At 63.3% G+C, this 21,068-nt stretch carries 18 protein-coding genes; 10 read left to right on the top strand and 8 right to left on the bottom strand.

Annotation, left to right across the window (positions count from 1 at the left end; genetic code table 11):
* The first annotated feature begins 46 nt into the window (after window positions 1–46).
* From GYH35_RS03655 to GYH35_RS03630, 6 genes are all read left to right on the top strand, one after another.
* Window positions 47–541 carry a DUF1269 domain-containing protein gene (locus GYH35_RS03655; RefSeq protein WP_202624060.1) on the top strand — a complete coding sequence of 165 codons (495 nt, stop codon included), beginning with the start codon at window positions 47–49 and terminating at the stop codon, window positions 539–541.
* Window positions 542–694: 153 nt separating this feature from the next.
* Window positions 695–2,179, top strand: coding sequence for an AbgT family transporter (locus tag GYH35_RS03650; RefSeq protein WP_407700189.1), 1,485 nt, complete (start codon window positions 695–697; stop codon window positions 2,177–2,179).
* A 16-nt stretch (window positions 2,180–2,195) separates the two neighbouring features.
* Window positions 2,196–3,776 (top strand): leucyl aminopeptidase, encoded by a 1,581-nt coding sequence (locus GYH35_RS03645; protein ID WP_161814351.1) that lies wholly within the window; start codon window positions 2,196–2,198, stop codon window positions 3,774–3,776.
* Entirely contained in the window at window positions 3,773–4,780 is a 1,008-nt protein-coding gene (locus GYH35_RS03640; RefSeq protein ID WP_161814350.1) for an Lnb N-terminal periplasmic domain-containing protein, read from the top strand. Before GYH35_RS03645 ends, GYH35_RS03640 begins: the two co-directional genes overlap by 4 nt.
* 87 nt (window positions 4,781–4,867) lie before the next feature.
* On the top strand, window positions 4,868–7,012 hold the full coding sequence (locus GYH35_RS03635) for a hypothetical protein (RefSeq protein ID WP_161814349.1): 2,145 nt from the start codon (window positions 4,868–4,870) through the stop codon (window positions 7,010–7,012).
* Between the two features lie 99 nt (window positions 7,013–7,111).
* Complete coding sequence (locus tag GYH35_RS03630; RefSeq protein ID WP_161814348.1) at window positions 7,112–7,918, top strand: hypothetical protein; 807 nt, start codon at window positions 7,112–7,114, stop codon at window positions 7,916–7,918.
* Here GYH35_RS03630 and GYH35_RS03625 read toward each other — a convergent pair.
* Both GYH35_RS03625 and GYH35_RS03620 read right to left on the bottom strand, forming a co-directional pair.
* Window positions 7,860–9,113, bottom strand: a complete 1,254-nt coding sequence (locus tag GYH35_RS03625) for a mechanosensitive ion channel family protein (protein ID WP_202624059.1) — start codon at window positions 9,111–9,113, stop codon at window positions 7,860–7,862. The two genes, GYH35_RS03630 and GYH35_RS03625, sit on opposite strands and share 59 nt — an antisense overlap.
* Window positions 9,114–9,121: 8 nt before the next feature.
* Window positions 9,122–9,991 (bottom strand): sensor histidine kinase, encoded by an 870-nt coding sequence (locus GYH35_RS03620; RefSeq protein ID WP_235936720.1) that lies wholly within the window; start codon window positions 9,989–9,991, stop codon window positions 9,122–9,124.
* 123 nt (window positions 9,992–10,114) lie between these two features.
* Here GYH35_RS03620 and GYH35_RS03615 point away from each other — a divergent pair, with 123 nt between their 5' ends.
* Complete coding sequence (locus GYH35_RS03615; protein WP_161814346.1) at window positions 10,115–10,897, top strand: EAL domain-containing protein; 783 nt, start codon at window positions 10,115–10,117, stop codon at window positions 10,895–10,897.
* A 7-nt stretch (window positions 10,898–10,904) separates the two neighbouring features.
* Here the strand turns inward: GYH35_RS03615 and GYH35_RS03610 are convergent, their stop codons facing one another.
* The 3 genes from GYH35_RS03610 to GYH35_RS03600 all read right to left on the bottom strand — a co-directional run bounded on the left by GYH35_RS03610 (window position 10,905) and on the right by GYH35_RS03600 (window position 15,093).
* Entirely contained in the window at window positions 10,905–11,273 is a 369-nt protein-coding gene (locus GYH35_RS03610; protein ID WP_161814345.1) for a response regulator, read from the bottom strand.
* A gap of 240 nt (window positions 11,274–11,513) precedes the next feature.
* Entirely contained in the window at window positions 11,514–13,976 is a 2,463-nt protein-coding gene (locus tag GYH35_RS03605) for a PAS domain S-box protein (RefSeq protein WP_161827663.1), read from the bottom strand.
* Between the two features lie 37 nt (window positions 13,977–14,013).
* Window positions 14,014–15,093 carry a sensor histidine kinase gene (locus GYH35_RS03600; protein ID WP_161827662.1) on the bottom strand — a complete coding sequence of 360 codons (1,080 nt, stop codon included), beginning with the start codon at window positions 15,091–15,093 and terminating at the stop codon, window positions 14,014–14,016.
* A gap of 383 nt (window positions 15,094–15,476) precedes the next feature.
* Between GYH35_RS03600 and GYH35_RS03595 the strand changes: the two genes are divergently transcribed.
* The 3 genes from GYH35_RS03595 to GYH35_RS03585 all read left to right on the top strand — a co-directional run bounded on the left by GYH35_RS03595 (window position 15,477) and on the right by GYH35_RS03585 (window position 18,238).
* A complete protein-coding gene (locus tag GYH35_RS03595; protein ID WP_161827661.1) occupies window positions 15,477–17,114 on the top strand; it encodes a sensor histidine kinase in 1,638 nt (545 codons plus the stop codon).
* 104 nt (window positions 17,115–17,218) lie between these two features.
* A complete protein-coding gene (locus tag GYH35_RS03590) occupies window positions 17,219–17,653 on the top strand; it encodes a hypothetical protein (RefSeq protein ID WP_202624058.1) in 435 nt (144 codons plus the stop codon).
* Between the two features lie 108 nt (window positions 17,654–17,761).
* Window positions 17,762–18,238 carry a chemotaxis protein CheW gene (locus GYH35_RS03585; RefSeq protein WP_161814341.1) on the top strand — a complete coding sequence of 159 codons (477 nt, stop codon included), beginning with the start codon at window positions 17,762–17,764 and terminating at the stop codon, window positions 18,236–18,238.
* 9 nt (window positions 18,239–18,247) lie between these two features.
* On the opposite strand, the gene GYH35_RS03580 is transcribed toward GYH35_RS03585, so the two are convergent.
* From GYH35_RS03580 to GYH35_RS03570, 3 genes are all read right to left on the bottom strand, one after another.
* Window positions 18,248–18,892, bottom strand: coding sequence for a DsbA family oxidoreductase (locus GYH35_RS03580; RefSeq protein ID WP_161814340.1), 645 nt, complete (start codon window positions 18,890–18,892; stop codon window positions 18,248–18,250).
* A 66-nt stretch (window positions 18,893–18,958) separates the two neighbouring features.
* A complete protein-coding gene (locus GYH35_RS03575; protein ID WP_202624057.1) occupies window positions 18,959–20,245 on the bottom strand; it encodes a sensor histidine kinase in 1,287 nt (428 codons plus the stop codon).
* 44 nt (window positions 20,246–20,289) lie between these two features.
* Window positions 20,290–21,030 (bottom strand): response regulator, encoded by a 741-nt coding sequence (locus tag GYH35_RS03570; RefSeq protein WP_161814338.1) that lies wholly within the window; start codon window positions 21,028–21,030, stop codon window positions 20,290–20,292.
* Window positions 21,031–21,068: the final 38 nt, after the last annotated feature.

Raw genomic sequence — 21,068 nt, 5'->3', positions numbered from 1 at the left:
CAGGGCTTGCGCTTCGATCCTCGTCAGCTCCTCACCAAGGAGATGCATGATGAGCACGCTGGTAGCGATTGTGTTCGACGATCCGACCACGGCGTTCGAGATGCGCACCTCGCTGCTGAAAATGCAGAAAGAGCATCTGATCGACCTGGAAGATTCGGTGGTCGTCACCAAGACCGAATCGGGCAAGACCAAGCTCGATCAGGCCACCAATCTGACCGCGGCCGGCGCGATCGGCGGCGGCTTCTGGGGCATGCTCATCGGCATGATTTTTCTGAATCCCTTGCTGGGAGCGGCGGTCGGTGCGACGGCCGGCGCGGTGACGGGCAAGTTCACCGACATCGGGCTCAGCAATCAAATGATGAAGGACATCGCAGCGTCCTTCAAACCGGGCTCGTCGGCGCTGTTCGTGCTCGTGCGTCGCGCGACTGTCGACAAAGTGCTGGAAGGCCTGAAGGAATTCGCAGGTCGTGGCAAGGTGTATCAAACCTCGCTCGACAAGGATACCGAGCAGACGCTGCGTGAAGCACTCGAAGCTGCTTGACAGGTCGCGGTCCGGACGCGGCGCGAACGTCGCGCCGCAGAGGTGGCTATGGCGAAGCGTTCCGACACGTTGAGTCCCCACGATCTCGGCGCCGCGCATGCCGAGCCGGCGCGAGCCGCGCATCGCAAGTCCGGCTTCGAAAAATTCCTGGATATGGTCGAGCGGGTCGGGAACAAGGTTCCCCACCCGGTCGTGATTTTCGTCCTGCTGATCGGCGTGGTGATCCTGCTGTCGCACCTGTTCTACATGCTGGGCGCCAGCGCGACTTATCAGACCATCGATGCCGACACCGGCGAGATCGAAGAGCTCACGACCAGCGCGCAAAGTCTGCTGACCGCGGACGGCTTCCGTTTCATGTTCGAAGGCGTGGTTCAGAACTTCATGAACTTCAACGCCGTCGGCGTGATCATCGTCGCGATGCTCGGCGTCGGCGTGGCGGAAGAATCCGGCCTGATCAAAGCACTGATCCACAAACTGGTGAATGTCGCGCCGCCGGCGGCGATGACATACATCCTGGTCTTCATCGGCATCCTCTCCAGCATCGCCGCCGATGCCGGATACCTGGTGCTGATCCCCCTGGCGGCGGCGGCGTTCCTCAGTCTCGGCAGGCATCCCCTCGCTGGCCTCGCCGCGTCATTCGCGGGCGTCGCCGCCGTTTTCACCGCCAACATCCTGATCAAGCCGCTGGACGGCATTCTCACCGAAATCACCAACGACGCCATTCATCTGCTCAATCCGTCGCTGTCCATCGATCTCACCGCGAACTTCTGGTTCTCGGCCGCCTCGGTGCTGTTGCTGACCGTCGCGGTGGCGTTGATCACCGAGAAGATCGTGGAGCCGCGGCTCGGCGCTTACGACAGCGGTGAGACCGTGGTCAAGCGGAGCCAGATGACGCCGGAGGAATCGCGCGGACTGCGCTTTTCCGGTTACGCCATCCTGGCCGTGCTTGCCGTGTTCATGGCGTTGAGCCTGCCTTCGGGCGCGCCGCTGCGGAATCCGGACACGGGCGCGCTGATCGGCGATTCGCCGTTCATGAATGGACTGATCGTGTTCATCATGATCTTGTTTCTCGCCGCGGGCTGGGCCTACGGCGCCGGGGCAGGCACGATGAAGAGCACGGTTGACGTAGTCAACGCGATGGAGAAAGCGATCCGCAGCCTGGCCAGCCTGCTGTTTCTGTTGTTCGTCATCAGCCAGTTCCTCGCGTTCTTCAACTACAGCAACATGGCGACACTGGCCGCGGTGAATCTCGGCGACTGGCTCGAGGACGCGGGCCTCGGTCCGCTGACGCTGCTGATCGGCTTCGTGCTGGTGGTCGCGGTGCTCGATCTGATCATGACCGGTGCGATTCCCAAGTGGGCCATCTTCGCGCCCGTGTTCGTGCCGTTGCTGATGCGGCTCAATGTCGATCCGGAAGCCGTGCTCGCGGCTTATCGCGTCGGCGATGCGCCATTCAACGCGGTCACGCCTCTCAACGCCTACTTCGCGCTGATCGTGACGTTCGCGCAGAAATACGATCCCAAGGCCGGCGTCGGCACGGTCATCGCGCTGATGCTGCCGTACGTGATCATCGTCTTCGTCCTGTGGATCGTGTTGCTCGCGGCCTGGCACTTGCTCGGGATTCCGTGGGGCTTGTGAATGAGAGGTGCTGCAGATGTCCGCTAGTCCAAAGTCCAATGGTTCGGCGCATGCCACGCCGGTGGAATTGGTGCGCCGTCGCGAGCCGGTGCAGATCGGCCTGCGGCCGGCCTCGCAGCTCGGCAAGTCCGATCTGTTGGTGCTCGGTGTCTATTCGGACGGCTCGCTGCCACGAGCAGCCGAGCCATTCAATGCCGCATTGGATGGGCGCTTGACGGAGCTGGCGAAACAAGCGGACCTGCCGAAGAAAGTCGGTGAGACGCTGTTGGTGTACTACGCCTCGGGCGATACCGCGAGGCGAGTGTTGCTGCTCAGTCTCGGCCCTCGCAATGAGTTCGACGGCAAGGCCTATCACAAGGCGCTCGCGTCGGCAGCGCAGGCGCTGGCGTCGAGCTCGACTCGCAGCGTCGATATTCCGTTGCTCGACGTCTCGGACGCGGAACATTCCACGGCATGGCGCGTGCAGCAGGCGAGTCGTGCACTGGCGGATGGCTATTACAAGTTCGCAGCGCCGCTGTTTGCATCGAAGGGTGCTCAGCAGGACGCCACGGCGACTCCGCAGTTGTGTTTGCTGGTCGAAGAATCGATCACCCCGGAGCTCGAGCATGCGGCACGCAGCGGCCGCGCGATCGCTGAAGGCATGGCGCTCACCAAGGACCTGGGCAACCTGCCGGGCAATGTTTGTAATCCCGGCTATCTGGCGGACGCGGCGCGGGCGTTGGGCAAAGAGTTCGGATTCCCGGTGGAAGTGCTCGAGCGCGAAGACATGGCGAAGCTGGGCATGGAGTCCGCGCTGTCGGTCGGCAAGGCGTCGGCCGAGCCGTGCCGCTTCATCGTGATGAAGTACTTCGGCAGCGAGGCCGAAGAGAAGCCCATCGTGCTGGTCGGCAAGGGCGTGACCTTCGATACGGGCGGCGTCTCGCTCAAGCCGGGCGACGATCTGGACATGATGAAGTACGACATGTGCGGCGCGGCCAGTGTTTTCGGCGCGCTGAAAATGGTCGCGCGACTGGCGCTGCCCATCAACGTCATTGGCATCATCGGCGCAGTGGAGAACATGCCGGGCGGTCGAGCGAGTCGGCCGGGCGACGTGGTCCGCTCGATGTCGGGCCAGACCATCGAAATCCTCAACACGGACGCGGAGGGCAGACTGGTTCTTTGCGACGCGCTCACTTACGCCGAACGTTTCCAACCCGCCTTCGTCATCGATATCGCGACACTGACGGGCGCCTGCGTGATCGCGCTGGGCGCGCAGACCAGCGGCCTGTTCGCCAATGACGATGCGCTCGCCGATGAGCTGCTCCAGTGCGGCACCGATACTGGCGATCGGGCCTGGCGCATGCCGCTGTGGGACGAATATCAGGAGCAGTTGAAGAGCAACTTCGCGGACATGAGCAATCTGGGAGGACGCCCCGCGGGGGCGGTGACCGCCGCCTGTTTCCTGTCCCGCTTTACCAAGGGCTATCGCTGGGCGCATCTCGATATCGCCGGCACTGCCTCGGTCGGCGGTGAGCGCAAAGGTGCGACCGGGCGGCCCGTGCCGTTGCTCTCGGAGTTTCTGCTGAAGCGAGCCGAGCAGCCGCGGGCTCGAGGGTGAGATTGCCCTGGACGCGATTGGCCCTGCGGTGGCTCGCCCACGCGACCGGTCATTTGATCCAGGCGCTCTTGGTGATATGGGGCGCGCTTGCGATCTGGTTCTCGCCGGTGCCGTCGGTGGGGGTGCGCCTCGCCGTGGCGATCGGATTCGCGGCGCTGGGGATCTGGGCGTTCTGGCTTACTCGCTCGCGCCGCGTCTGGCTGGCCTTTGCCGGGCTGTATCTCGTGCTGTTGACCGGCTGGAGCGCCATCAAGCCGCAAATGGATCGGGACTGGCGGGCCGAAGTGGCGGTTCTGCCACGGGCCTATGTTTCCGGCGATCGGGTGCGCCTGGTCGGGGTGCGCGACTTCATCTATCGCTCCGTGGATGATTTCACGCCTCGTTATCGAGAGCGTGAGGTGCAGCTGTCGCGCCTGGTCGGCGTCGACTTCTACATCTCCTATTGGATGCCCGGCCCGATCGGCCACACCTTCCTGAGCTTCACGTTCGATGACGCCGAGCCGATCAGCTTCTCGATCGAGGCGCGGCCCGAGGCGCACGAGGGTTTCGCGCCGGTGGGCTCGCTGTTCAAGCAGTTCGAGCTGATCTATGTGGTGGGCGAGGAGCGGGATATCGTCGGCGTGCGCACCAACTATCGAGACGAGGATGTATTCCTGTATCGAATCAATACCACACCGGAGAATGCACGCCAGCTGTTTCTCATCTACCTGGACCGTATCAACGAATTGTCGGAGAAGGCCGAGTTCTATCATTTGCTGAGCAACAACTGCACTCTCAACATCGTGCGCTACGCCAATGCCGTGGGTCCGGGCTCCCGCTTCGATATCCGTCATTATCTCAACGGCCTGTTCGACAGCTATCTCTATCAGCGCCAGCTGCTGGACGGCTCGATGCCCTTCGAAGACCTGCGCCGCCACGCCCAGATCAATCGGGCCGCACAGGCGGCCGGCGCGGCCGAGGACTTTTCGGAGCGCATCCGCGCGCAGCTCGGGAAACGCAGCTGAGTTTGTTGGACCAAGGGTAAATTGCCGACGCGCGCGCGTCGCGGCCACAGTCGCTGCCAGACCTGGCAACCCACAGGGAGAGCACCAATGACCGCTGAGCATGGCCGGCTGCGTGAGGCCAACGAACGTGGCGTGCCATGGCGCAAGTGGGGTCCCTATCTGCGTGACAGTGCCCGGCCTGGGGTGCAGGCGCGTTCCGAGAACGATGAGCCGGCGACCGTATCGGGCCAGCAGCGAGCGTGGGCGTATGAATCCTGCGATGACGGTCCGGCGGGAATCTGCGACGAGCAGATGCGATTGTGTTTTGGAGTGGCGATCCGCCGCGGCGGCGACGTCACGTTACAGGAACGCCTGGTCTCGATGCCGCTAACGTCCAGGCGCAGCACCCAGGCCGACAACTTGCCGACGCATTCCTATCTGCGCGCTCACTATAGATATCGCGAACGGGAGCGGCCTGCGGCCCATCGCGAGACGGCGTGCTTCGATGTCCTGGTCGAGTACGCCAAATCGGGGCCCGAGGAAATCCTGATCCAGATCGAGGTCAAGAACACCAGCTGCGAAACCGCGATGTTACAGGTGTTGCCGCAGCTGTGGTTCCGGCAGGATGTGGATGCGCTTGCCGACCCGCGCGTCATCATAGAACGGGCAGCGGGTCGTGCCGATGTGCCATGCCTGATCGCACGCCATCCGGAGCTCGGCGCCTACTATCTGCATTGTGAGCTGGCCGGCGCGTTCTTGTTTACCGGGTGTGGACAGCCGATCGAGCTCGCTCGCGGCGGCACGCGAGCGGCGGCTCACTATCTGATGATCCTCGCACCGCGTGCTGTGCAGCGCATCCGCATGTTGCTGACGTCGACGCTGCCATCTGTCGGCAAGCCGTCGTTGGAGAAGCTCTTCGCCTGCCTGAAGCAGCACCGGCACGATGCGAACGAGTTCTTCTCCGTCATCACTTATGCCTGCGACAGCACGGCCGGCGCGTTCGATGTACGGCGTGCCTTCTGCAACATGCTTTGGAACAAAGCGGTGTGGGTGTCGGCGGTCACCGGCTGGTTGTATGACCGGCGCGCGAACTCGGCGGCCCCAGGCGAGGCGCACGAGCCGGCGTCGTTTCGCTTGAAAGTCGCTCGCGTGGTCGCGCCGCCTCACAAGAAGGAATGTCCGCATCTGGAGTCGCCCGCCTGGCTGTTACACACCCTCGCGTTGGCCTGTGTCGATGCGGATCTCGCCGCTCATCAATTGCGGCTGCTGCTGAAGGGCGAATTGAAGAACCGCACCGGCAAGGTCAGTCCCATTCATCACGAGTGGCAGGCGCTCAAACCGTGGGCCGCGCTGTTGATGTACCGGTTGCAGCGGCCGCGCCGCCCGAAGGACGCCCGCAACGATCTGATCGAAAACTTCGAAGCGTTGTCGTCGCAGACCGCCGGCGGCGGGTGGGCTGCGATACGCGCGCAAAGCATGCTCGAGATGGCTTTGGAGCTGGCGGTACACGATGCTCGCTACGAGCAGCGCGCGATGGAATGTTACGTATCGTTCGTCGGTTCGATAGCAGCACTGGATTGTGAGGCGACACTGCTGGATGCGCGCAGCGAGGAATCCGACGATGAGCCGGGCTTCCGGATCATTATCAGCGATCGTATGCAGTTTCAGGTGCTGTCGTCGTTCGGCCTGGTGGCGTTGTACGGAGCAGTGGCGTTCCGATCCGGAGCGCTCGCCGGGTTGCCGCGGTTCCGTGAGCAGTTGCGCTTGATTCATCGAGAGCATGCGGAGCGCATCTGCAAGCCCGATCATTTGCGCTGCGTGCTGGATCGGATGTTCGGCGCGCCGGTCAATACAGCCTGGGCGACGCTACCCGCCGGCCTGTTGTTGATACGCGCGCTGTCGCAAATCGAAACATTATATGGATCGTCGCTCCGCGTCCGCTGTGCGGCTGCCGGCGGCGCGACGATGAGTCCCGGCGAGTTGAGTCAATGGATCGTTCATCAGCACGTGGCTGCGCGAGTGGCTGCGACCAGCCGTTCGAAGCTGCTCGAGTTCTGTGAGTACGTGTATATGCAAGGCGCAGCGAGCGCCGGACAGCACACTGGCTGGGCCGGACGAGTCGCCGCGATGATATGCGCCTCGTGGGCATATTCACCCTTCGAAGATGCGATCGAGCCGCCCGCGCCGATGGTGCTCGCGCGCACCCGAGACGCCAAGGCTCAAGTCCTCAGTCTGCGGACGACGCGGCGTTAGCCCTTGGTCCATCTTTCGTCGGCGTGTGCGCCGCGTAGCATCGAATCGGCTTTGGCGTCCGACGGCGCCGCCCCACCAAAAAGCTCGAAGGAGACTTGCATGAACTCTCTGGCACGATCGATCGCCGGCGTGGCTCTGACCGCCGCGGCCGTGTATTTCCTGGATCCGGTGAGTGGACGCGAGCGACGCGTGCTGCTGCAAGACAAGTGCAGGCGCGCCGTGCGTAGCGTCGATCGCGGGACCCGAAACATACGGCGCGACGCGTCGGAACGTTACTTCACGTCGCGAGGAAAAGCACAGGCGCCTCTTCGTCAGAAGTCGGACAGAGCGGTGAGCAAAACGGTCTGCGGCGCTGTCCGGCAGTCGGTGGCGCATCCGGAATCCGTCGACGTGGCGGTGGATCACGGACATGTCTTTCTGCGTGGCCACTTGATGCCTCAAGAGCATAAACGTTTGCTCGACGAAGTGCGGCGTCAACCCGGCGTGCTCGTGATTACCGACCACTTGAACGAACATCACGGCAATGGCGAGTCCTCGATCTTCAACGGTCATAAATTCCGCTCGGCCGCGGGACGCAGCGGTTGGGGAACGACGGGCCGTGTACTGGGAGCTTGTGCCGGCGGCGCGCTGTTGTTCTGGGGTATCCGCGAGCGCAAGGCGCTAGGCGAGTTTGGCGTCGCCGTCGCCGAAGAATTCCAGCGCGCCATGGATCACAACGTGCGCGAGGGTCTCGATGCGGCGAAAGACACTGCCCAGGCAGCTGGCGAAGGGTTGTCGCACGCGGCCCAAAGAGCCGGCAGGAAAGTGGAAGAGGGCGTGGAGTGGGCCGAGTCCGCCAGTGCGGACGTCATCGAGGAGTATGCGCAAAAGCGTCGTCGATCGAACGTGGCAGACGCGCCTCACTAGCCGCTTTCGAGACGCCGCTCGGTTGTTGGAACACGCGCAGGCCGAACTCGGGAAGAATGGATAGCAAGTGCTCGAAGATTTCGGCCTGCACGCTTTCATAGCGTTGCCAGTCGGTCGCGGTGTAACAGTAGATCTCCAGCGGCAGGCCCGTTGCGGTTGGCTGCAGCTGGCGCACCTGGATGTCCATGTCGTGCCGGACGTGGGGGTGGGCGCGCAGATACGCTCGCACGTACGCGCGAAATATTCCCGCATTGGTGGAGCGCCGCACGTTCACCGGGTCCAGATCGGCGGCCATGACGAACTCCGCTCGCTTGCTTGCCAGGTGGTCGTTCAGAAGTGTGAAGCGCTGCAATCCCTCCCATTCCGCCGCGCCGAGAAAATGAATCGATGTTTGATCGAGCAGTAGCGCGCGCTGGATCAGTCGCGAGCCGGAGTCGAACATGCCGCGCCAGTTGCGAAAGCTTTCGCTGTACAAGCGCCAGGTAGGAATGGACGTGATGGAATTGTCTATGTTCTGCACCTTCACCGTGTGCAACGACAGATCGATCGCGTGACCGTCGGCCTTGACCTGTGGCATCTCGATCCAGTCGCCCACGCGCAGCATGTCGTTGGCGGAGATCTGCAGGCCGGCCACGAACGATTGGATGGTGTCCTTGAAAATGAGCATCAGCACCGCCGTCATCGCGCCGAGGCCCGACAGGATCAGCAAGGGATCGCGATCGAATAGCGCGGCGGCAATGAAGATGGCCGCCACCATGCCGACGATGATCTTGCCGAGCTGCAGATAGCTCTTGATCGGATGCACGCGAGCACGCTGCGGATCGTATCGCTCGTAGGCCGCGCCGATGGCTGTGAGCAGACTCATGATGGCGGCCGTGACCGCGACAACGAGATAAATGCTCACGCAACGGCGCAGCCCCGGAAGCACGGTATCGGGGATGGCGGGAAGCAGCGTGGAGCCGTAGTAAACAACCAGAGAAGGGGCGACGTGGGCGAGTCTCGAGATCACTCCCGGGCCGAGGATCGCATCGTCGAAGCGCGGTCCGGTGATACGCGCGGCGCGACCCAGAATCCGAACCAGCAAGGCGCGTGTGATTGCATAGGAGACGAGAACGGCGAGCATCAGCAGCAGGAGCTGCAGCGCCAGCCAGGCCATCGGATGCTCCTGCACGCTGGCTAACGCGTCTGCCAACATCGACGAGCTCAGTTCGTGACCGCGCGCGTCCGATCGGACGCAGTCTCGTGCTTCTGCGACAGCGGCACCGTAAACATGAAAGCGGCGCCGCCGGACGGCCGGTGCTCGGCCCAGATCTCGCCACCGTGCATATGCACGATGGCGCGCGCCATCGACAGGCCGAGACCCAGGCGGTCGCTCTTGGTCGTGAAGAACGAATCGAACAATCGCTGCGCCTGCGCGGGATCGATGCCGACCCCGTTGTCGAGCACCACGACCTTCACATGCTCGTCGTCGTGCAATTCGGTGCACACCAGCAGCCGTCGCTGCCTGGCGGGCGTGTCGTCCATCGAATCGAGCGCATTGTCGACCAGGTTCAACAGCACTTGCTGGAGCTGTAAACGATCTGCGGGAATACGCGGCAGTCCCGGCTCGAGCGTGCTTTGGATCGCGACTTTGCGACGCAGGGCATCGGGCAGCACCATGGACAGAACTTCCGCGATCAGCTCGTTCACGTCGACGCGCTCGAACTGCAGCTCGTGCTTGCGCATTGGCAGTCGCATGCTCTCGACGAAACGATTGGCCCGCAGATCTTCCTTGCGCACATCGGCCAGCAGATCGCGCACCGCGGCCAGATCCGGCTCCTTGCGGTTCAAGAGCAGCTGCGCGGTTTCGATGTCGGCCAGGATCGAGCTGAGCGGCTGAGTGACTTTGTGGGCGACCGATGCCGTAATTTCCGAAGCCAGCGCGAGACGGGCCACATGAGTCATGTCGGTATAGTTCCGTCGCGCGGTGGAGCGGGTGCGATGGCGCATGAAGCTCTGCACTCCGAGCACGACGAGGATGACGATCTGCACGGCCAGCAGAATCGCGAAATAGGTGTCCGCCTCGGAGAACATCTGCAAGCAGCTCCATGGACGTCGGCACTCTACGTAACAGGGATTACGAGCCGGCCGCATTGGCCCTTGTGCTCATAGCGGTATTTGCGTGCCGAGGCTTACATTCGGCTCGCGGCTCGCGCAATGACGGAACGTGCAGTGAATGAGGACACGCCAACGCTCGAAGACGTGCGCGCTGCCATGGATCGGGGTGAGCTGTTCGTCGAGTATCAACCCATTGTTTCACTCGTGACGCAGCGCTGCGTCGGCGCCGAAGCGCTGGTGCGCTGGCTGCGCAGCGGCACCGTGTGGCCCGCGAGCCGCTTCGTCGAGCTGATCGAGAACACACCGCTGTCGGGGCGTCTCACGTACTGGGTGATCGATACCATTGCCCAGGAGCTCGATCAGTGGCTCACCGAGCACCGGGACATCTACATCAGCATCAATGTGCCGCCGGAGATTCTCGGACGCGGCGGGCTGGAATATGCGGCCGTCCGTTCCGGCCTACGTGCCCATGTCAGTCAGATCCTGCTGGAGATCACCGAGCGCGGCGTGCCGGACCGGCTCGGTCTGGATGCGCTCAACTCGCTGGCCGAGCACGGCGTGCGACTGGCGCTCGACGATGTGTTTCTTACGGGCGCCAATCTCGCGGTGCTGTCGCGCGGCCGCTTCGAAGTGATCAAGGTCGATCGCAAGCTGATCGCGCAGTTGGCGGCTCAGGCGCCGGATCCGGTGTGGCTGCCAGGCTTGCGCTCGCTGTTGACTCATTCCGAGTTGCAGGTGATCGCAGAAGGAGTGGAGTCGCACTATCAAGCGGACGTGCTCGCGCGCGCGGGCGTGCAAATGGCGCAAGGGTTCCTGTTCTCTTCGTCACTGACCGCACGCGGGCTGATGCAGTTTCAGGAGCAGACCAATAATGTTCGCTAGTGCGGTGTCAGTGCTTGTGAGTTTGCAATGCTTCGGTCAGCGCACGCTGCAGATCTTCCGCCGCGCAGGGTTTTTCCAAAACGCTATGGAACAGCGAAATGGTTTCGTCGTCGCGAGGCGGAGTAGCGGTCAACGCAATGATGGGTGTATGGCCGAACTCGGGATGACTGCGCAGCAGCCGCGCGATGTCGACGCCGCTGTGCTCCGGCATGTGCAGATCGGTGACTACCACGTCGGGCCGATGTTCGGCCGCGAGCTCCAGGGCCGCATCCCAGTCGGCGGCTTCGACCACGTCATACGACATCACACGCAGCAGCCGGCCCAGGCTGTTGCGAATCCGTCGATCGTCATCGATCAGCAGGACGACTGCGTTCATCTGCAGTTCCGTGGCACACCGTTCTTGGGCTCGGGCCAACTCATCTCAGGTACACCTTAAGGGCTGTAGTTCTGATTCATTGAGCCAAACATTGCCGGCCAGACCGGCGTACACGGTCGCGGGACAACGTCTGGCGTGCGGCAGTGTTCCAAAGCCGGTGTACGCGTTATCGCGAATTGCCGCAATAAGCCGCGTTCGCGCAATTGAAAAAATTCGGAAATGCGACCTGATTATGTGAGATCAGTTCAGTCGCGCCCCGTATCTGTCGCTGCTACCAGACGACGACAGCATCACATTCGCCCCGAGGCTGTCGATCTCGAATGCCAACGTCGCACCCATGCCGTCGGCGTTGTTTTTCGCCCAGATCCGCCCGCCATGCGCCTCGACGATGGAGCGGGCAATGGCCAGGCCCAGCCCCATGCCGTGATCCTTGCTGGTAAAAAAAGAATCGAAGATTTTCGGCAACGTGGCCGGGTCGATGCCTGAGCCCCGGTCGACGACTTGAACCTGAATGCGCGTCGCACCGACGCGCGCTGTCCGGATTGCGATCCGGCGGCGGGTTTCGGGCAGCGCCGCCATGGCATCCATGCCATTCAGGATCAGGTTCAGCAGCACCTGTTGCAGGCGCCCATGGTCGCCGAGCACGGTGGGCAGCTCGGCGCATTCGGTGTCTATGTGCACGTGACGTTGTCGGACCTCGATGCGCAACAGCTTGATCACATCGTTGATGATGTCGTTCATATCGACAGAGTCGAGCCGCAGCTCGTGATCGTGGAGCAACTCGCGCAGTCGGCCGATGAGATCCGTGGCGCGGCGATTGTCCCGGCAGATGTCGTCGAAGATTTCCTGGAACTCGTGCTTGTCGTAACGCCCGCGATTCAGAAACAGCAGGCCGGCTTCGGCGTTGTAACGGATCGCGCCCAGCGGCTGATTCATCTCGTGGGCGATCGACGCGGTGATCTGGCCAAGCATGGCGAGCCGCGCGAAGCGCTCGAGCGTGCGATTCGCCTCTTCGAGATTCTTGCGATCGCTGCGATCGGTGATGGCGCCGATCATGCGGACCGCGAGGCCGCTGGCGTCGCGAATGATATATGCACGGTGACGCACCCAACGGGGCGCATCGCCATCGCGCCCGATGTAAAGATATTCGGACTCCCATGTGCCCGCCGTGCCTCGCAGCGCCTGACGGCAGTCGCGCGCGACTCGCTCGCGGTCGCTCGGATGGATGCAACACCCCCACGACTCCATGTTCAGATGCCGCACGCTCGGCGTGCCGGCGCTGCGTTCGTCGCCAGAGCTGGACCACAGTTCGCCACGCACGATGTCCCATTCGTAAATCACATCGCCCGCGGCTTGCGCGATGAGCGAGAGCCGCTCGTCGTTTTTTTGCAGGGCCTGTTCCGCCTGCGCCAGCGCAGTGATGTCGCGACCCGTGCCTTGAAACTCGACCAGGCGTTGCTGGGCGTCGAAGATGGCCGTGTTGACCCATTCCTGCCAGCCGGTGCGTCCGTCGGGAAGTTGCACCGGATGTTTCAGCATGAAGATCGGATTCTCCGGCGTCGCGCGGCTCAGCGCCTGCCGCAACTCGGCGCGAGTCTCCTCGGGGACGAATTGCAGCCATTGGGTCCCGAGCACTTGCTCTCGCGGCATGCCGAAGTAACGGCAGATAGCGGCGTTCGCAAAAGTGAGCGTGGTGTCGGGCAGGCTGCGGCAGACGAAGTCGGTCTGACTGTCGACGATGGCTCGATAACGTGCGTCGCTTTCGGAAACGGCCTGCGCGACCCGCCGGCGCTCATCGACGACGATAGCGATCACCACGGCCATCAGCGTCATCACGCCCAGGAACGTTTGCAGATCGATAGCGGCCGCTTGCGGAGCGTCGTGCAGGCGCACGCTGTGAGGAATGCGATCCGCCGCGGCCGCCAGCGTTGCAATCAGCGTGACCGCCATCGCGGCTGCGTCGACGCCGAAGCGCACCGACTGCCAGAGCAGGGGAACGAAGAACAGATATAACGCCGCGTGATTCTCGGCGTCGCTCACGAACGTCAAGCGGAAACAAACATACAGCGCAATGACGATCGCCAGGGCTTCGGCATACTGCGCGGGAGTGCGCCGTTGCAACCAGCCGGGTCGGGGGAGCAGGGCCAGGTACGTGCATGAGCCCCAGGTCAGCATCGCCAGCGAGCTGGCGACGGTTTCCGCCTGCCAACGATCGATTGCCAGGTCCGGCGCGCCGCTCAGCAGAGCCGGGGCAACGGCCGGCGAGAAAATCGTCAACAGCGCGGGGCCGGCGATCACGGCGACGACGATGTATACCGAGAACTCTCGCAAGCTGTCGAAGGGGTTGCGTTGCCCGAGCCATAGACGCAAGGTCATGGCGACACCGGTGGCAAGCCCACAGCTGAAGAGTGCTTGCCAGGCCAGCTGCCACCACGGCAAAGCGGTGCTCCAGGACGCGAGCAGGTGAGCGGGCACGACGGCGGCGGCGATCAGCCACCAGCGCTCGGCGCGCGTCGTCATGAAGAGTGCCGCCAGCACGCCATGTTGTGGGGACAACAACAGGATGCCGTCCGGTTCGCGCAACATCAGGTCGAGGCTGGCCGCCAGGTAATAGAGCACTCCACTCAACGGCGCCAGAACCGCCGCCGAGTCGAAGGACGCGCAGCCCGGCAGGCCCATCGTCCACGTGCCGTTCCTGGTCAACGGTCGTCTCCCCTCGGACTTCAGACGACAAAAACGCTCAGATCATTCGTGTCACGTTGCTGGACAGGTTTCTCGGCCGGTCCCGCGAGGCATTCTTGGGCGCATCTCTCGGCAGCCGCACCCGGAAGTGAGCGCCGAGCGACTGAGCCTCGATCTGCAGCTCGCCGCCCAACTGCGCGACCAGGCCTTGAACTATCCGCATCCCCAGTCCGGTGCCGCTGCGAGGATCGAAATCGTTCGGCAGGCCCCGGCCGTCGTCATCGACCTGTAACAGTAACTGGCGCTGCGCGCCGCTGACACTGATGCGCACCGAACCTTTATTGCTGTCTGGATACGCATGTTTCAACGAGTTCGTGATCAGCTCGGTCGTCATCAGCAGCAGGGCCACGGCGCGGTCCGTCGCCATGGTGAGCCCCTGCGGACACGAAATCGTCACGGCAATATGATCTTCTACGCCCAAAGCCGCAATGGCTTCGCGGGCAATTTCGGCCAGCGACGGACACAGCTCGAGCCGATCGATATCGCGGCCCTGTTGCAGGCTGCGATGAATGCAGGCCACGGCCTGGATTCTGGACTGCGCTTGTTGCAGCGAGGCGCGGACCGTTTCGTCGCCGCTGTAGCGGGCCTGCAGCGCCAGCGCGCCGGCGATGCCCGCCAGATGATTCTTGACCCGATGGCTGGCCTCGACCAGCAACAATTCCTTGCAGGCGATTTCCTGCTGCAGCGAGCGCTCCGCCTGCTTCAGCTCGGTCACGTCGCGGCACACGCAAAACATTTGTGATGGCACGCCATGCGCGTCGAAAATAGGATTGGCGGCGATGTCCCACCACCTGGGCAAACCGCTGGCAGTCGGTCGGCACGCCGTGAAACGGCATTGATGCCCGGAGCGAGCCTCGTCGATGCTGAATTCGGCCAGATCATGATTGTCGGGCGACCACAGCTCGGACCACGACACGCGCTGCTGCGGCGGGCGGCCGTCCAGGCCCATCAGATACGATCCTGGCAGGTTCATATAAACGACCATGCCTTGCAGATCGACCACTGCGATGCAGTCGTGACTGTTCTCGAAGGCGTGCTCGATCACGCTCGAGTCCGGGGACAGGGGGATGTCGGCCATGAGATGACCTGCCTCTTCATCGGCGGGAGGGGCGCGGTTGGGTTCGCGGCTAATCAAGGACAAGGGCGTCCGAGCCAGTGGCGATTGCATCTGCACCTCCAGAGGCGAAGTTGCTCGAGCCCGAGGGCTCAGCATGGGTGGAGGTCGATTAAATCGTTTCCCCTGCAGGCTGCATCTTGGCCCAAGGGCTAATTGTGCCGAGCTTGTGCGCATCAGCCGGCAACGCTGTAATCGACCTTCGGTCAGCGAATCAGATATCTTCATTGCCGATCGGATGCGCGATATTTCCACTCGGCGGGGTGCACGCATTTTGCTGAAATGTCGCAGCGAGGGTCGCGGCCGTGCATGACCGGGCGGATGAGCCTGTTCGGCGCCCTGCGCCGATGATCGATCAAGCGAGCTGGGCCCGGCTCGGCGTCGGGCCCGTGGCGACCGCGCTCGCCTATCTGCTCTCTGCATTCCTGGGCGAGGCGCTGGCGTTTCCTTCGGCGCCCGTCTCGGCGCTATGGGCGCCGAACGCCATTCTGTTTGCGGCGCTGCTGCTGGCGCCGGTGAACCGGTGGTGGATCTATCTGGCAGCGATCCTGCCAGGGCACGTGCTGGCGCAGGTCTCGGACGCGCCGTTCTCGCAGATCGTCATCCAATACATCGTCAACAGCGCCGAGGCCATGATCAGCGCCGCGGCCCTGGTGCGATTCGAGCAGGAGCCGCGGCGTCTCGGCCAGTTGAGCGCGATGACCAATCTGGTGCTGATCGGCGGCATCGCTGCGCCCCTGATCACCAGCGTGGCCATGGCGCTGGCCTTCGTGCCGCTCGGGCTGACCGATGACTTCTGGTTGACCGTGGTCGCCCGCACCAGCACCAATACCTTTGCCACCATCACGCTGGTGCCGTTGATCATTCATTTGGCCCTGCGCTCGGAGCGGGGCTGGCCGGCTCCCAATCGGCGCAAGCTGCTCGAAGCGGGTTTCATCGGCGCCTGTCTCGCGCTCGTTTGCGTCTATGTATTCGTCTGGCCCGGCGTTTATGACGAGCGCGCGCCGGCCCTGCTGTATGCACCGTTGCCGTTGCTCATCTGGGCGACCGTCCGCTATGAGATCGCGGGCGTGTGCGCTTCGGTGCTGCTGCTCGGGGCTTTCGCGACCTGGGGCGTGTTGCACGAGGTGGGCCCGTTCGTGGTGCACTCGCCGGTGCGCAACGCGCTCACGACCGTGTTGTTTCTAAATGTGATCTGCATCCCTTTGCTGATGCTGGCGGCGGTGCTACAGGAGCGGAAGGCGGCGTTTGCCGAAGCCGCGCGCCGAGAGCAGCAGTTGGCGCATCTGTCGCGCGTAGCCACGGTGGGCGAGATTTCCGGAGCCGTGGCTCACGAGATCAGGCAGCCGCTGGCCTCGATGCTCGCCAATGCGGAGGCTGCTTCGGCGCTGCTTGCGAACGGCGAGATGGACGTGGAGGACGTGCGGCCGATCGTCGCGGACATCATCGCGGACAATCGCCGGGCCGCGCAGGTCATCAAGCGCATGCAGTCGATGCTTCGCTACAGCCAGACGGATCGCCGGCCGGAGCAGTTGAATGAGCTGGTGATGGAAACGTTGGCGCTATCGCGCGCCGATCTGCATCGGCGGCAGGTCGTCGCCATCCAGAGCCTGGGGAACGAGCTGCCGAGGGTCGCGGCCGATCGGGTGCAGATTCAACAGGTGATCCTCAACCTGATCGTCAACGCATGCGACGCCATGGAAAGTGTCGCGCCGGGTCAGCGCCGGCTGTGGATCGGCACGTCGATGCATCCCACGCTGGGAGTGGAGCTGTCGGTGCGCGACTCGGGGCCGGGCATCGAGGAGTCGATGCTGGAGCGGGTGTTCGATTCCTTCGTCAGCACCAAACCCTCGGGCCTGGGACTGGGCCTGTCGATATCGCAAAAGATCGTGGTCTCCCATGGCGGGCGGTTATGGGCCGAGCGCAGCCCGGCCGGCGGCGCGATCTTCCGCCTGACCCTGCCGGTGGCGGCGCGCAGTCACTGACTCAAAAATTCTTTCTTGGGCCCTGTCGAGAACGCGAGGTCGGCTCCGACTTACTGGCACAACGTCCCCATCGGGACGTGCCATGCAACTGAAGGAGACCCGCGATGAACTCTGCCACTTCGATTTACGCCATGCCCGTCATCCGCCCCCGTTGGTACCGCAGCGTCGGCGCCGTGCTGGCCGGCCTGCTTCTCAACGCATTCTTGTCCAGCGGAACCGACCTGTTGCTGGTTGCGCTCGGCGTCTTTCCGCCGCTGCGTGACTTTGGCAATCCCGCCGCCCATAGCGACTCGTTGCTACTGCTGGCCTTGATCTATCGGACTGGGTTCGGTGTGTTGGGCTGCTATGTCACAGCTCGTCTGGCCGGCTCGCGGCCCATGGCGCATGCGCTTGCATTGGGTGGCATCGGCGTACTCATCGGCACGCTCGGAGCGATCGCCACGTGGCAAGCCTGGACCCACTGGTACCAGCTCGCCATCATCGCCGTGACATTGCCAAGCAGCTGGCTGGGCGCCCGCATCTACCTGGCCCGTCGCTGAGCGGCCGCTCCCTGACTAAGGCGGGGCCTGAATCGGCAGGGCCCCGCTCAAGTACCCGCCGGTCGTGACGATAGGGGAGACGACAGGAAATAACCGGGGGAGTTGCTCATGAGCTCGGCAGTCAGCGCCGCGCCGGCCCAGATTCTCACATTCCACCTCGATCAGCAGTTGTTCGGCGTGGATATTCTGCGTGTCCGTGAGATCCGTGGCTGGACGCCAGTGACCCCCGTGCCCGAAACGCCGCCCCACGTGCTGGGCGTGCTGAATCTGCGTGGCGCGATCGTACCCGTGATCGATCTGCGCACCCGGCTCGGATTGCCAGCCGTCGCCGGTACGGCGACCACCGTTATCGTCGTGCTCACGGTCGTCGGCTCGCAGGGTCGCCGGGACTTCGGCCTGGTCGTCGATGCGGTGTCCGATGTCAGTCACCTGAATCAAAACGACGTTCAACCGACGCCGTCCGGCATCACACTCGGCGATCGAAACAGCGTGCCCGCACTCGCCACCCTCGGCGAGCGCATGATCCTGTTGCTCGACATCGACGGCATGCTCGCCGCCGATGAAGGCGTGGCGCTCGCGGCGTGAGTCGAAAGGTTATTCGGCGGCGATCTTCCGCAGCGCCTGCTCGAACACCGCGACCGGCTGGCCGCCCTGGATCAGATATTTGTCGTTGACGATGACCGACGGCACGGCGCGAATGCCGAGCTGACCGAATAACTGCTCGCGCTGGCGAACGTCGGCGGCATAACGGTCCGATGCCAGAATCTCTCTTGCCTGTTCTGCATCCAGGCCGGCTCGCGAGGCGACGTCGATCAGCACCTCGCGGTCGCTGGGATTGCGGCCATCGGTGAAGTACGCCTCGAACAGCGCACGTTTCAGCTCGAGCTGCCGGCCTTCATGCTCTGCCCAATGCAGCAGTCGGTGCGCATCGAACGTGTTGTAGATGCGGCCGCGCTTTTCCATGTTGAACGTAAAGCCAAGCTCCGCGCCGCGCGCACGGATGCCTTCGCGACTGGCCTGCATCTGTTCCGGCGTCGAGCCGTATTTGTTGGCGATGTGCTCGGCGATGTCCTCGCCCTCGGGCGCCATCTGCGGATTCAGTTCGAACGGCTGGAAGTGGATGTCGGCGCTGACCTCGGGGCCGAGCTGCTCGAGCGCCCGCTCGAGCGACTTCAAGCCGATCACGCACCAGGGACAGGACACATCGGAAACGAAGTCGATTTTGAGGGGAGCGGTCATGACTGAGCCTCGCCGGGAAACGGCCATCCTACCAAGAGAAGCCCATATGGGGTCGAAAGCTGGCGCCTACAACCCCGGCAATTTCGCGGGCAGCAGCAGCATGGCTTGCAGTCCGCCGCCGACGCGGTTGCTCAGTTCCAGCGTTGCGCCGATCGCGATCGCGAGCTGCTGAGCGATGGCGAGACCGAGACCCGCGCCACCGGTTTCGCGACTGCGCGAACGCTCCAATCGATAGAAAGGTTGAAGCGCGGCTTCGAGTTGATCTTCCGGAATACCCGGCCCACGGTCCAGCACGCCGATGGCGATGCCGCCCTCGGTGCGACGGATTTCAATTTCGCCAGCGCCGGCATATTTGATGGCGTTGTCGAGCAGGTTGCCGATCACGCGACGTAGCGCATGCGGACGCGTGTTGACGGGCTCATCCACCTTGCCGGTCAAGGTCACCTGCTTGCCCATGTCCTGGTAGTCGTAGACCAGGCTGTCCAGGAACGCATTCAGATCGACGTTGACTGGGGGCTCCGTCGCGCCATGCGAGCTGCGGGCGTAGGCGACGCCTTCGCGCACCAGGTGCTGCATCTCACCCAGATCTTCCAAAAGCTTGCTGCGCTCATTCGAGTCCTGCAACGCTTCGGCCCGCAGTGACATTCGAGTGATCGGCGTTTGCAGATCGTGAGAGATGGACGCGAGGATCTGCATGCGCTCACGCAGGTAACGGGCGATCCGATCCTGCATGGCGTTGAACGCGGCGGCTGCGTGCGCCACTTCGGTCGGACCGCCTTCTTTCAGATATTGTCCGCCGCCGCTCGGGCTGATGGATTCGGCGGCGCGGGCCAGATCGGCGAGCGGGCGAGTGACGAGCCGTACTGCAATCCAGGCGCACGCCAGCAAGAGCACGACTTGTGCGCCCAGCACCGTCGGCAACCATTTAGCGATCGGCATCACCGAAGGAGTGACTTCGATGGTCAGGGGCGAGCCGTCGCTGAGCTGGGTGTGCGCCTGAAAGCGATACGGATCCTGCGAGGTGCTGTTCGCTGTCACCGGGTATCGATCGCCCAGCGAGCTGACGATCATCTGTGTCATCCCGCGGCCGACTTCGTCGAGCGGCTGGTCGTTCACTTCGCCAGCCCCCAGAATGTATCGATACGTTCGTCGTTCCAGACGAGGCAGCCAGTCCGCGCGTTGCTCTTCGGGCAGGCGATCGAGCAGTGCGACCGCCGTGCTCACATCGTGCTCCAGGTTGCTCCACAGCATCGAGCGGGCGGAGAGATAGCGCTCGTACAGCATCAAGCTGGCGGACAATGCGTGCGCGACCAGCAGGCCAGCACACAGGATCAAATACAATCGGGCCGCCATGGTTCGCGGCACGAGACGTGACATCCAAGCGGGCCGGCGCACTTTCACGAATCTCCGCCGACCAGCGTGACGGGCATGCAGAACACATAGCCCTCGCTGCGCACGGTCTTGATGTAACTTTGTTCGCGCGCATCGTCCGCCAGCCGCTGACGCAGACGGCTCACCAGCAAGTCGATGGAGCGATCGAAGTGCTCGGCGTCACGGCCTTGCGTCAGATTCAACAGCTGGTCGCGGCTCAGCACGCGCTGTGGATGATCGAGGAACACCCGTAGCAATCGAAACTCGGCGCCGCTCAGTGCGACGACGGTGTCGTTCTTATCGAGCAAGTGTCGAGACGTGGTGTCCAGGCGCCAGTTGCCGAAAGCGATCAGTCGGCTCGCCTCGGTGATCTGCAGGTTCGGCGGCAGCATTCGCGTGCGACGGAGCACGGCTTTGATCCGGGCCAACAGCTCGCGAGCGGAGAAGGGCTTGGTGACGTAGTCGTCGGCGCCCATTTCGAGGCCGACGATCCGGTCGGTCTCTTCGTCGCGCGCCGTCAGCATCACGACCGGAATGGAACGATGCTTGCTCTCGCGCAGTTGCCGGCACAACACCAGGCCGTCGTCGCCCGGCATCATCACGTCGAGCACGATCAGATCGATGCTGTTGGTCTCCAGCATCGCCTTCATTTCGCGACCGTTGTTGGCGACCGAGGCGCGCAGCCCGTTCTTGGCCAGGTGCTTCGCCACCATCTCCCGGATCTCGCGGTCGTCGTCGACGACCAGAATATGATCGATAGGGTCCACTCGTCTTCCTCGCGCCAGAGCAACTGGCGAGACGGATT

Origin of the sequence: Steroidobacter agaridevorans (assembly GCF_009932555.1) — a bacterium.
In the GTDB taxonomy this organism is placed as follows: domain Bacteria; phylum Pseudomonadota; class Gammaproteobacteria; order Steroidobacterales; family Steroidobacteraceae; genus Steroidobacter; species Steroidobacter agaridevorans.
Note: the sequence above shows the minus strand (reverse complement) of the source record. Positions and strands in the feature narration are given on the sequence as shown.

Bases quoted from the DNA above. Each gene is read 5' to 3' on its own strand.
- GYH35_RS03610 (WP_161814345.1), bottom strand. From the start codon at position 11,273: ATGAACGCAGTCGTCCTGCTGATCGATGACGATCGACGGATTCGCAAC.
- GYH35_RS03650 (WP_407700189.1), top strand. From the start codon at position 695: ATGGTCGAGCGGGTCGGGAACAAGGTTCCCCACCCGGTCGTGATTTTC.
- GYH35_RS03620 (WP_235936720.1), bottom strand. From the start codon at position 9,991: ATGTTCTCCGAGGCGGACACCTATTTCGCGATTCTGCTGGCCGTGCAG.
- GYH35_RS03635 (WP_161814349.1), top strand. From the start codon at position 4,868: ATGACCGCTGAGCATGGCCGGCTGCGTGAGGCCAACGAACGTGGCGTG.
- GYH35_RS03630 (WP_161814348.1), top strand. From the start codon at position 7,112: ATGAACTCTCTGGCACGATCGATCGCCGGCGTGGCTCTGACCGCCGCG.
- GYH35_RS03575 (WP_202624057.1), bottom strand. From the start codon at position 20,245: ATGGCGGCCCGATTGTATTTGATCCTGTGTGCTGGCCTGCTGGTCGCG.
- GYH35_RS03585 (WP_161814341.1), top strand. From the start codon at position 17,762: ATGAGCTCGGCAGTCAGCGCCGCGCCGGCCCAGATTCTCACATTCCAC.
- GYH35_RS03600 (WP_161827662.1), bottom strand. From the start codon at position 15,093: ATGGCCGACATCCCCCTGTCCCCGGACTCGAGCGTGATCGAGCACGCC.
- GYH35_RS03580 (WP_161814340.1), bottom strand. From the start codon at position 18,892: ATGACCGCTCCCCTCAAAATCGACTTCGTTTCCGATGTGTCCTGTCCC.
- GYH35_RS03655 (WP_202624060.1), top strand. From the start codon at position 47: ATGATGAGCACGCTGGTAGCGATTGTGTTCGACGATCCGACCACGGCG.
- GYH35_RS03595 (WP_161827661.1), top strand. From the start codon at position 15,477: ATGATCGATCAAGCGAGCTGGGCCCGGCTCGGCGTCGGGCCCGTGGCG.
- GYH35_RS03645 (WP_161814351.1), top strand. From the start codon at position 2,196: ATGTCCGCTAGTCCAAAGTCCAATGGTTCGGCGCATGCCACGCCGGTG.
- GYH35_RS03615 (WP_161814346.1), top strand. From the start codon at position 10,115: ATGACGGAACGTGCAGTGAATGAGGACACGCCAACGCTCGAAGACGTG.
- GYH35_RS03590 (WP_202624058.1), top strand. From the start codon at position 17,219: ATGAACTCTGCCACTTCGATTTACGCCATGCCCGTCATCCGCCCCCGT.
- GYH35_RS03625 (WP_202624059.1), bottom strand. From the start codon at position 9,113: ATGTTGGCAGACGCGTTAGCCAGCGTGCAGGAGCATCCGATGGCCTGG.